The sequence below is a fragment of the Oerskovia sp. NPDC056781 genome (assembly GCF_042789955.1).
Lineage (GTDB): Bacteria > Actinomycetota > Actinomycetes > Actinomycetales > Cellulomonadaceae > Oerskovia > Oerskovia rustica.
This window is the reverse complement of sequence record NZ_JBHUAD010000134.1, coordinates 1-10,802: the sequence shown is the minus strand read 5'-3', so window position 1 is coordinate 10,802 and position 10,802 is coordinate 1. Positions and strand designations below refer to the sequence as shown.

10 protein-coding genes are annotated in these 10,802 nt (G+C 73.0%); 6 read left to right on the top strand and 4 right to left on the bottom strand.

Features of this window, described 5'->3' with window-relative positions:
• Positions 1–108: 108 nt before the first annotated feature.
• Positions 109–954: an SDR family NAD(P)-dependent oxidoreductase gene (locus tag ACFRCR_RS12335; RefSeq protein WP_377677874.1), complete on the bottom strand. Its 846-nt coding sequence runs from the start codon at positions 952–954 to the stop codon at positions 109–111.
• A 142-nt stretch (positions 955–1,096) separates the two neighbouring features.
• On the bottom strand, positions 1,097–2,155 hold the full coding sequence (locus tag ACFRCR_RS12330; RefSeq protein ID WP_377677872.1) for a hypothetical protein: 1,059 nt from the start codon (positions 2,153–2,155) through the stop codon (positions 1,097–1,099).
• Between the two features lie 142 nt (positions 2,156–2,297).
• Between ACFRCR_RS12330 and ACFRCR_RS12325 the strand changes: the two genes are divergently transcribed.
• The 4 genes from ACFRCR_RS12325 (at position 2,298) to ACFRCR_RS12310 (ending at position 6,689) form a co-directional block, all read left to right on the top strand.
• The gene (locus ACFRCR_RS12325; protein ID WP_377677870.1) at positions 2,298–3,260 is read left to right on the top strand and encodes a hypothetical protein; all 963 of its coding nucleotides are present in this window, start codon (positions 2,298–2,300) and stop codon (positions 3,258–3,260) included.
• Positions 3,261–3,711: 451 nt separating this feature from the next.
• Positions 3,712–5,265 carry an exonuclease domain-containing protein gene (locus ACFRCR_RS12320; protein WP_377677868.1) on the top strand — a complete coding sequence of 518 codons (1,554 nt, stop codon included), beginning with the start codon at positions 3,712–3,714 and terminating at the stop codon, positions 5,263–5,265.
• Positions 5,266–5,799: 534 nt separating this feature from the next.
• Complete coding sequence (locus tag ACFRCR_RS12315; protein ID WP_377677867.1) at positions 5,800–6,120, top strand: hypothetical protein; 321 nt, start codon at positions 5,800–5,802, stop codon at positions 6,118–6,120.
• A complete protein-coding gene (locus tag ACFRCR_RS12310) occupies positions 6,111–6,689 on the top strand; it encodes an HNH endonuclease (protein WP_377677865.1) in 579 nt (192 codons plus the stop codon). The genes ACFRCR_RS12315 and ACFRCR_RS12310 overlap by 10 nt, the downstream gene beginning before the upstream one ends.
• Positions 6,690–6,769: 80 nt before the next feature.
• Here the strand turns inward: ACFRCR_RS12310 and ACFRCR_RS12305 are convergent, their stop codons facing one another.
• A complete protein-coding gene (locus ACFRCR_RS12305) occupies positions 6,770–7,612 on the bottom strand; it encodes a VOC family protein (protein WP_377677863.1) in 843 nt (280 codons plus the stop codon).
• 239 nt (positions 7,613–7,851) lie between these two features.
• On the opposite strand from ACFRCR_RS12305, the gene ACFRCR_RS12300 reads away from it, so the two are divergent.
• Positions 7,852–8,892, top strand: coding sequence for an ADP-ribosylglycohydrolase family protein (locus ACFRCR_RS12300; RefSeq protein ID WP_377677861.1), 1,041 nt, complete (start codon positions 7,852–7,854; stop codon positions 8,890–8,892).
• Between the two features lie 44 nt (positions 8,893–8,936).
• Here the strand turns inward: ACFRCR_RS12300 and ACFRCR_RS12295 are convergent, their stop codons facing one another.
• The gene (locus ACFRCR_RS12295) at positions 8,937–9,443 is read right to left on the bottom strand and encodes a hypothetical protein (RefSeq protein ID WP_377677860.1); all 507 of its coding nucleotides are present in this window, start codon (positions 9,441–9,443) and stop codon (positions 8,937–8,939) included.
• Between the two features lie 337 nt (positions 9,444–9,780).
• On the opposite strand from ACFRCR_RS12295, the gene ACFRCR_RS12290 reads away from it, so the two are divergent.
• Positions 9,781–10,755 (top strand): glycoside hydrolase family 19 protein, encoded by a 975-nt coding sequence (locus tag ACFRCR_RS12290; RefSeq protein WP_377677858.1) that lies wholly within the window; start codon positions 9,781–9,783, stop codon positions 10,753–10,755.
• Positions 10,756–10,802: the final 47 nt, after the last annotated feature.

Genomic DNA, 10,802 nt, shown 5'->3' with positions numbered 1-10,802 from the left:
GTGCGAGAGCACCGGGCCCGTCGTGCTGTCCGGGCCCGTCGGTGGCCGGGCCCGTCGGTGGCCGGGGCCGGGGCCGGGGCCGGGGCCGGGGCCTTCACGACGAAGCCCTCAGGCGGCCGCCCCCGGGGCGCCGTCGGCGGCGACCATCTCCACACTCCGTTCCCACAGGTCGGCCGCGAGCCGTGGGTCGCTCACGAGCGGGTGGGTCGTCGCGACCTTGCGCTTGACGTAGTAGCTCCCCGGCTGCCAGTCGACGCCCGGGGTCGTCGTCGCGAGCCACACGAGCGTGTCGGCGCCCTTGGCCGACGACGTGAGGAAGCGGCTCAGCACCGTCTGGTACATGACGCGCATGCTGCTCGTCGAGGTCGCGGCGAAGTTGGTCGCGACCACGCCCGGGTGGAACGCCGCGGCCGAGATCCCGGCCGCGCGGTACCGACGGTCGAGCTCGCGCGTGAACAGGTTCACGGCGAGCTTCGCGTTGCCGTACGCGGTGTTGGGCGCGTACGACCGCTCGGACTCGAGGTCGTCGACGTGGAAGTCGCTGAACAGCCGGTGCGCGGCGCTGCTCGTGCTGACGACGCTCGCGTGGCTCTCCGCCAACCGGTCGAGAAGCAGCGTCGTGAGGAGGAACGGTGCGAGGTGGTTGACCTGGAACGTCAGCTCGTGGCCGTCCTCGGAGACCTGACGGTCGGCCATGATGCCGCCCGCGTTGTTCGCGAGGACGTCGATCCGCTCGTAGCGGTCGCGCAGCTGCACGGCGAGCGACCGCACCTCGGCGAGGCGCGCGAAGTCGGCCACGAAGAAGTCGGCGCCCAGCTCACGTGCGACCGCCGAGGTCTTCTCGGGCGAGCGCCCCACCACCACGACCTCGTGCCCTTCCTCGGCGAGCGCGCGGGCTGCCGCCGCCCCGATCCCGTCGCTCGCTCCCGTGATGACGATCGTCCTGCGTGCCATGTGCCGTCCCGCCTCGTGTCGTGCCGTCGTGCCCCTCTCGGAGCGTAGACCGCACCCGGGTGCCGGGCAGGATGGCGCGGTCGCCGCACCTCCCCGAGTCCTCGCACGCCGACGCATGCCGACGGTCGCCGCCCGGGCCGGGCTACGCCGTCGGGCCGGTGTCTCGCGTGAAGCGGTCCCGCAGCCCCAGTGCGGTCGAGCGCCAGGCTGCGGCCCGCTTGATCGTCGCGCCCATCTCGCCCTCGTCGACGGGGACGTGCACGACCGGTACGCCGCGCTCGGCCGCGAGCGCGAGCATCGCGTCGGTCGACCCGGGGAACGCGAGCTGCAGCAGGACCGACGTCGTGCTCGCCTGACGCTCGCCCTCGCCGATGCGGCGCTTGTAGAGGATCTCGGTCACGGTCCGCCGCGTGAACGGGGCCGCCTTGGACTCCGCGTCGCGGTCCGGCGCGTCGCCCGTCGTGCCGCCGGACTCCAGGAGGTGAGCGGCGTCGTCGGGCAGGGGGACGACGCTCAGGTACAGCGACACGAGCAGCTCCGAGACCTTGCCCAGGACCCAGCCGCGCCCCGGGACGCGCGGGATCACGCGTAGGTACTGCGCGAAGTTCGCCTCGAGCGCGTCGGCCGACAGGCTCGACCATGCGGGCTGCGTGCGCACCTCGAGGACGCGCTCCCAGACGATCGCGTCGCCGTCGAACCCGACCTCGCGCGGCCCGACGTGCACGGCCCCGAACCGGTCGAGCAGCTCGAGCGGCCTGGTCGCGAAGCGCGGCACCAGCGGGACCTGGCGCACGAGCCCCGCGACCGAGGCGTCCCAGTGGTCGGTGAGCGGCAGGACGGGTCGCGGGTACGCATCCAGGGCGCGGCCGACCCAACCGGTCACCAGGACGTCGAGGCGCGGCCTGCTCTCTGCCCCTTCACGGCCCGACGGCGGAGCGTCGGCCGCGTCGTCGGGGGCGGGATCCGCGGCGGGATCGGCGGTGGGGTCGGAGGTGGCGGCCTCGCCGGGCGCGGCGTCGGGCCGTCGTCGTCCGGGCAGCGTCGCAGGCAGCCGCGGGATGCGGAGCCTGGGTCTCGCAGGAGCCTGGACGGCATCGGGCGCCACGTCGGGCGCCACGTCCGACGGCACGGCGTCCGACGGCACCGCGTGCGCGACGGACGGCTCCGTCGTGGCGTCACGCTCACCACGGGCGGTCCTCACCGGCGGTTCCTGGTCCATGGGCTCCCCTGCGCGTCGACGACCGGGCGCCCCGGGCCGGGCACGGTCAACCCCGGACCCTACCCTCTGCGGGCCGTCGGGTTCCCGGAGGGTGCCCGCCCGTGAACGGTGCGACGCTGGACCGATGAGCGAGGAGCCCGACGCGGCCGGCGATCAGGTGATCGACCGGCTGTTCGTCCTGCCCCTCGACGAGTTCGTCGCCGCACGGAATGCCGCGGCCAAGCAGGCGACCGCCGCCGGGGACGCCGTGGGTGCTGCACGGCTGAGCGCGCTGACCAAGCCGACCGTCGCCGCGTGGGTCGTCAACCAGGTGGCCCGCGCCCACCCCGAGGAGGTCGGGAGCCTCGTCGCGCTCGGCGACGACCTGCGCACCGCGACCGAGGCACGCGACCGGGCGCGGCTGACCGAGCTCGACCGCGACCGCCGACGCCAGGTCGACACGCTGGTCGGGGACGTCTCAGCAGCGGGCGAGGTCCGCGGACGGGCCGTGTCCGGCGAGGTGCTGCGGCGCCTGGGCGAGACGCTCACCGCCGCCGTCATGGACCGTGACGCCGGGGCGCTCGTGCAGGCCGGGCGCCTGACGCAGGCGCTGCAGTACGTCGGGTTCGGGATCGTCGACGAGTCCGGTGAGAGCGCCGACGTCGTGTCGTTGAGCGTGGAGCGAGAGGCCCGGCGCCGCGGAACGGGGGCGCGCTCGCGGGCTGCCGAGCAGCAGACCGAGGAGCCTCGTCCACCCGCGCCCGAGCACTCGGGATCGGATACCGCCCTCGCGGACGCGGAACGTGAGGTCGCCGCGGCGGCCGCGGAGATCGACCGGCTCGAAGGACGCCGCGACCAGGCCGCCGACGTCGTGCGGGAGGCGAGCGACGCCGTCGGGCCGCTGGACGCGCGACTCAGCGCGCTCGACGAGCAGATCGCCCGGCTCACCGCCGAGCGCGAGGACACGCTCGCGGCGCTCGACGAGGCGCGGAGTGCGCTCACCGCGGCCGAGGAGGACCTGGCCGCCGTCGACCGCGACCTCGAGGACGCCGAGGGGAGGGCCGAGGAGGCGAGGCGTCGCCGGCGGGCGGCGCGGACGAAAGGCTGAACCCGGGCGGCGCCATGCCCTTGAGCTTGCTGAGGGATTCGGGCGCGGCGGCCCGTCAGTCTCCCGAGGGCGGGGCCGTGCGCTCGGGGATCTGGACCCTGATCGAGACCTCGTTCTCCCCCGGCTCCGTGGGTGTGGCGGGGTCGGTGGGTGTGGATGTCGGCGACGGCGTGGGTGTCGGTGACGGGGTGACCGGTGGGGTCGTCGGGGACGTCGTCGAGGTGGGTGTCGGCGAGGGCTGCCCCGTCTCCCCGCCCTTGCAGCCTGTGAGCACGGCGACGGACAGCAGGACTGTGGTCGTGATGGCGGCAGTGCGCACTACGGCTCCCCGATGATTTGGTATGTCCGTCCAGGTTAAAAACGATTCGCGCGTCTCGCTCGGCGAGAACTCCCTCGACGCCTCCTATGCGCGGACTTCACCCCGCAGCCCGGACCTGGCACGCTGTCCCCCGTGCCCGGATTCGCCGTGATCGACCTCGAGACCACAGGGTTCTCGCCCCGCCAGCACGACCGCATCGCCGAGGTCGCCGTCGTCCTCACCGACGCCGCCGGCCGCGTCCAGGACGAGTGGTGCACGCTCGTCAACCCCGAGCGCGACCTCGGACCCCAGCACGTGCACGGCATCAGCGCGGCCGACGTCGGGCTCGCGCCCACGTTCGCCGTCGTCGCGCCGCACCTCGCACGGCTCCTCGAAGAGCGCGTGATCGTCGCGCACAACGCGAGCTTCGACACCCGGTTCCTGCGCGCAGAGTTCGGCCGCGTCGGCCTGCCCGTGGGGATCGACCCGCTCGCGTGCCTGTGCACCATGCGCCTCGCCGGGACGTTCCTGCCGTCCGCGCCGCGCGGGCTCGCGATCTGCTGCGAGCTCGCCGGCGTCGTGCACGACGGCGCCCACTCCGCCCTCGGGGACGCCCGCGCCACCGCGGGGCTCCTCGAGCACTACCTCGGGCTCGACGACGCCGACCCGCTCTGGGCCGTCGCGCACGAGGCGTCCGCGATGCACGCGTGGCCGTGGCTGCCCTCTTCCGGGGCGTTCGCCCCCGTGCTGCGCGGCGCGAGCCGACCGACCGGCCACTGGCTGTCCGGCCTGTCCGACCGCCTCGACCGCGTGCCCTTCCCACCTCAGGCCGACGACTACCTCGCGCTCCTCGACCTCGCGCTGCTCGACCGGTACGTGTCTTTCACCGAGCGCGGCGCCCTGCTCGCCGCCGCCGAGGAGGCCGGGCTCAGCCGTGCGCAGGTCGAGTCGCTGCACCACGGGTACCTCGACGCGCTCGCGCGGGTGGCGCTCACGGACGGAGTGCTCTCCGACAGCGAGGTCGCCGACCTCCACGAGGTCGCGGGCCAGCTCGGCATGGACGCCGACGACGTCGCGGCGGCGGTCGCACGGGCGGGGCGCGGCGTGGTCGTCGGGGCGAGCATCGTGCCCGACGGCGACGCGCACCCGGGTTCGACGCCTGCCGTTCTCTGCGAGGTTCCCGACGCCGGAGCGCGCCCGGGCGCGGAGGCGAGCGGCGACGTCGGGCTGGGTGGGGGCGACGGCGCGGGTGGCGGCGACGGCGCGGGTGGGGGCGACGGCGCGGGTGCGGGTGGCGGCCGTGCGGCAGCGCCGGCCGGTGTCGGGGAGACCGCCGTGACGTGCGCGGCCCCGGCCGAAGGCGCCAGTGCGACGGTCGTCGTGATCTCTGACGTGAACGGCGCGATGACGATCGAGCCGACGGTCGGGGCCGTGGCGACCGTGGCCGACAGGCCACGGTTCGCGCTGGCGCACGGCGACGAGATCGTACTGACCGGGGCCATGACACGACCGCGCGAGGACTGGGAGCGTGAGGCGCGGGCCGCCGGGCTCGCACCCTGGCCGAACGTCACCAAGCGCACACGCGTCGTCATCGCCGCCGACCCGGACTCGCTGTCCGGCAAGGCGCGCACCGCTCGGCGGTACGGGATCCCGGTCGTGAGCGAGCGGGTGTTCGAGGAGCTGCTGGGGCGGGTCTCGGTCGGCTGACCTCTCCGGGGGAGGTCATGCCAGCGCTGCTTCGTCGGGCCCGGACAGCTCCCACGGTGCGGTGACGTAGTGCCCCCGTGAGGACCAGACCCGCGGTAGCCCACAGTCGTGTGACGGTCGTACCCTATGCCGACTCCCCTGTCGTTGACGCCCGGGTCGCTCGGCGCGCACGCCACGAGACCCGACCGGCGCGCGACGCGCACCCAGCGACCATCGTGGTGGTGTCACGGGGTGCGGTCCGGGTTGTCCACAGGGGTCAGACGGACTCGATCTCGCAGACCCCGCCAGGGCGCGGAACAGCCTGGTGGCTGCGGTCACGAGCACGTCGAGGCGTTCGGCGAGCGCGGCGTCGTAGGCGCTCGGGTTCGGCCCGAGCCCCTATGCCCGCTCGGAGCACGACGACAGCCGGCGTATCGGGGTGAAGGACAGGACGTCCGCGCGTGCTCAGCATCCTGTGCTCAAATCTGGGCATCTTGCCCATAGTTCACCCGCCCACGGCTTGAACGCAGCCCCGTCGCCTGATGAGCTTCGGCCATGGACTCAGCCGTCGAAGCCGCCCTACGAGCTCGGATCATCCAATGGGTCCACGAGCGGGCAGACCTCAACGGCGGATTCCTCCATCGCGACGAGCTGCTCACCTTCAGTATCGATGGTGGGAAACTGCCCGTCATCGACTTTTCGCGCGGGATCCGGAACCCTAAGAACTTCTCCTCAACGCTATCGATCGTGAGCGTCGCCAACGGACCGTACGACGACGCCGAGTCCGACTCCTCCACTATGCCTATCGCGCCGGCGATCCGTGGACCGGAGACAACCGAAAGCTCCGCCATGCGATGGATACCGGGATGCCCATGATCCTCTTCCGCAAAGAGGTCCCGAACATCTACACGCCCATCGCCCCTGTCTATGTGGTCGACGACGAGCCCGAGAATCGTCAGTTCCTCATCGCACTTGATGAGGCGTTCAGGTTCATTCCCGCCCCGGGCAACCTGACGGCACCGCAGCGTGCGTATGCCCTTCGGCTCGCTAAGCAGCGACTGCACCAGCCAGCGTTCCGTACGCGCGTTCTCGTCGCCTACGAGACTCAGTGTGCGGTCTGCAACCTCAAGCATGGCGCACTCCTCGATGCCGCCCACATCGTCCCGGACAGTGACGAACGTGGCCTCCCCACCGTGAACAACGGTCTCGCCCTGTGCAAGATCCACCATGCTGCTTACGACCACAACATGCTCGCAGTCACCCCGGACTACGAGGTCCGCATCGCGCTCGACCTTCTCGAAGAGATCGACGGCCCCATGCTCAAGCACGGGCTCCAGGAAATGCACGGCCGCCAGATCACTGTTCCGCGTCGACGCGGCGATCGGCCACATCCTGAGTTGCTCGCCTCACGCTTCGAGCGCTTTGAAGCTCAACGGAGCAGCTGACCCTAGGCCGCCCCGAGCAAGGTCGGTCAGGCTTGACGCAACCGCAGACGTAGCCGGTGCACACTCGGTCGTTTCGTCCCCTACCCCCACTCCTGCGGCGCGAACTGCGACAGCGTCAGCTCCGCGCCCTGCGGGTCGCGCACGACCGCCTCGCGCACCCATTCGTTCTCCGACGTCGACAGCACGACCCCGCCGGCCCGCTCGGCCGCGGTCGCGCTCTCGTCCCGGTCGGCGACGGAGAACGCCACGTCCCAGCGCGCGGGCTGTCCCGCCACGCGTGCGATGCCTGCGGCGACGTCGGCGAACCCCGGCGGTGCGAACTCCTGCCGTTCGTGGATGCCGGGGTCGACGGTCCGTGCGAGGTGGTCGCCGTAGCCGGGGACGCGGAACATCCCGGCGCCGAGCGCAGGGTCGAGCTCCCATCCGAGCAGCGGACCGTAGAAGTCGAGGGCGCGGTCGGGGTCGGGGGTGAGGAGGTTGCTGAAGTTCCAGGTCCCCGGCTCGTTGACGCGTTGGGCGCCGAGGCGCGTGCCGGCCTGCCACAGGCGGAACCGCGCACCCTGCGGGTCCTGGACCGAGGCCATGCGTCCGGGTGGGCCGACGATCTCGGGGCCGGAGAGCAGCACGCCACCGTCGGCCGCGACCGCCCCGGCCGTCACGCCGATGTCGTCGACCGCGACGTAGGTGATCCACTCGGGCGTCGCATCGCCCCCGTCGGGCGGGGAGGCGATCGCCGCGACGTCCTGCCCGTCGAGCGAGGCGACGACGTAGCGCCCGGGAGCGTCGGGCGGCATCTTGTCGGTGAACGTCCACCCGAACAGGGCGCCGTAGAACGCGGTGGCGGCGTCGACGTCGGGCTGCTCGGTGTCCACCCAGCACGGGACCCCGTGCGGGTACGTGCGGGGTTGCGTGGGTGAGCTCATGACGACCTTCCCGGTCCCGCCCGGTGCGGGGCCTCCCGCCTCCCACCTTCCCAGCCGCCGCCGACACGGGCCTCCGGAGGAGTGCACGAACGTCGAGTGTGCAGTTCGGGGGGTCCGGACGTCCCACAGACAGCCCGAACTGCGCACTCGGCGCGCACTCGGCGCACACTCGGCGCGCACTGCGGCCGTCACCCCGCCCCCGCTGCTCCCCGAGGTCCAGCGCCCCCTACGCTCTCCCCGTGACCACTCATCTCGTCCCCGACCTCCTCGACCGTGCCGCAGGCGTCCTCGTCGTGCAGGCGTGCGGCGACGCCCTGGGCGTCCCGTACGAGTTCGCGACGCCGCCCCGCGCCGACGAGGCCGCGATCATGCGCGGCGGTGGGCTCGGCCCCTACGCACCCGGCGAGTGGAGCGACGACACGCAGATGGCGGTGTGCGTCGCTCGTGTCGCGGCACGGGGTCGCGGACTGACGACCGAGGGCCCGCTCGACGACGTCGCCGCGGCCTTCGAGGCGTGGCTCACCGGGGGCGCGTCCGACGTCGGCACGCAGACCGCCGCCGTCCTGAGGAACGCCGCGCACCTCCCCGGGCGACCGGCCGCGAGACTGCGGGCGGCGAGCCAGGCCCTCCACGCCTCGACGGGCCGGACAGCGGGCAACGGCGCGCTCATGCGTACCGGGGTCGTCGGGGTGGTCGCCCTGGACGACCGCACCGAGACGGCCCGCGCGGCGCGCGCCGTCGCCGAGCTCACGCACACCGACCCGCTCGCGGGCGAGTCCTGCGTGCTGTGGTCGGAGGCGGTCCGGGTCGCGGTCACGCACGAGAGGCTCGACGTGCGCGCAGGCCTCGACCTCCTGCCGTCCGATCGACGGGCCCCCTGGGAAGCGTGGATCGCGGACGCCGAGGAGGAGCATCCCACCGCCGACCTCCGGTCGAACGGCTTCACGGTCACGGCGTTCCAGGCCGCGTGGCACGCGATCGCCTCCACCCACGTGCCCGACGGCGGAGCCCACCGCGCGCGCGACGGCTCGGCTGCGTCGTCGGGCACCGTGGGCGAAGGTGCGCCGCACACCGTGCGCGCGCTGCAGGCGGCAGTCCGGATCGGGGGCGACACCGACACGGTGGCCGCCATCGCGGGGGCGCTCCTCGGGGCGCGCTACGGGACGACCGACCTCCCCGCCGAGTGGCTCGACCTCGTCCACGGCTGGCCAGGACTCGATACCAAGGGCCTCGGCGACCTCGCCCACGCGACTGCCCGACGGGGCACGAGCATCAGCTGACCCGAGCATCCGGCCGGGGCGAGCACCGGTGTCAAGACCGGCGCCTATCCTTCCTCCCAGCCCGGGCACACCTCCGCCTCCCCCCGCAGCACCGATCCCCCGGACACGCCCACCTCGGTGTGCCCGGTCGAGCGGAGCGTGAGGACGGCGCCGTTGGCGTCCTCGGCCGAGAGGAACGCCCAGCCGCCGGTGGGTGACTCGTTCTCGTGGAGAGCGTGGAACCCGTGCTCGGCCAGGACGGCGTCGAGGGTGTCGACGACCTGCGCCCAGGAGCCGCCGATGCTGATCGGCTCCTCGGCGCGCCACCCCGGGGTCCAGAACGGGCACCGGCCCTCGGCGACCTCCCACACGATCGGCGCCCGCTCGACGGACGTCCACGCACGGGGTCCGGCTTCGTCGTCGACCACCTCACGGACGTCGGCGAGGACGGCGCCGTAGTGCTCGGGCGCGTCCGCGAGCGTGAGCGCCGCGGGTGCCGACGATCCGTTCCCGCCGCAGCCTGCCACGAGCGTGGCCGACAGCACCGCGCTCAGGACGTCCCCACCTCGCATGGCACCCCCGCACTGCGTCCGAGGCTCCCGCGCGGAGCCGGGGCGACGATACCGACCGTCCCGGTCCGCCGGAGACTTGTCCACAGGGATGGGCGGCCCGCTCGCCGGCAGCCCTGCACACCATCCGTCGCCGGTCCGACGCCCTCGTCGACAACTCTGTGCGTCGAGTGTGCAGTTCGGGTGGTCCGAACGCCCCGGAGACAGCCCGAACTGCACACTCGGCGACACCGCACGAGCAGCAAGCACCCTACGTAGTACCCCCTACGTGCGTTGACCATTCCCCGGACCGCCCGACAGGCTCGCAGACGTCCCCCTGTAATCGACGAGAGGCACGTGCATGCTCACGGCACGAACGATCCGACGACCAGCGACGGTGCTGGCCCTCCTTGCTCTTCTCCTGACGACGGCCCTCGCGTGGTCGATCGCCGGACCCGCGCCCCGCGCGTCCGCGGCCGAGGTGTGCGCTCCGGCGTGGTCCTCGTCCGCGGTGTACACGGGCGGCGCCGTCGTCTCGAAGGACGGCCAGAACTGGAAGGCCGGGTGGTGGACCCAGGGCGAGGCCCCGGGCACCACGGGCCAGTGGGGCGTCTGGCGCACCCAGGGCGCCTGCGGCTCCACCGGCGGCACGACGGGCGGCACGACCGGTGGCACGACGGGCGGCACCACGGGTGGCAGCACCGGCGGCGGGACGGGCGGCTTCGTGGTGAGCGAGGCCCAGTTCAACCAGATGTTCCCCAACCGGAACCCGTTCTACACCTACCAGGGCCTGGTCGCGGCGCTCAGCGCGTACCCGCAGTTCGCCACGTCGGGCGGCAGCGAGGTCGCCAAGCGTGAGGCTGCCGCGTTCCTCGCGAACGTCAACCACGAGACGGGCGCGCTGGTCTACGTCAAGGAGATCAACACCGCCAACTACCCGCACTACTGCGACGCGAGCCAGTCGTACGGCTGCCCCGCCGGCCAGTCGGCGTACTACGGCAAGGGCCCGATCCAGCTCTCGTGGAACTACAACTACAAGGCCGCGGGCGACGCCCTGGGCATCGACCTGCTGAACAACCCGTACCTGGTCGAGACCGACCCGGCCGTGGCCTGGAAGACGGGTCTGTGGTTCTGGAACACGCAGTCGGGCGCGGGCACGATGTCCGGTCACCAGGCGATCGTGGGCGGCTCGGGCTTCGGTGAGTCGATCCGGTCGATCAACGGCACGCTTGAGTGCAACGGCGGCAACCCCGCGCAGGTGCAGAGCCGCATCGCGGCGTTCCAGCGCTTCGCGCAGATCCTCGGCACGACCACGGGGTCGAACCTCACCTGCTGAGTCGTCCCTGCCCGACGGCGGAGCGCACCTTCCCAGGTGCGCTCCGC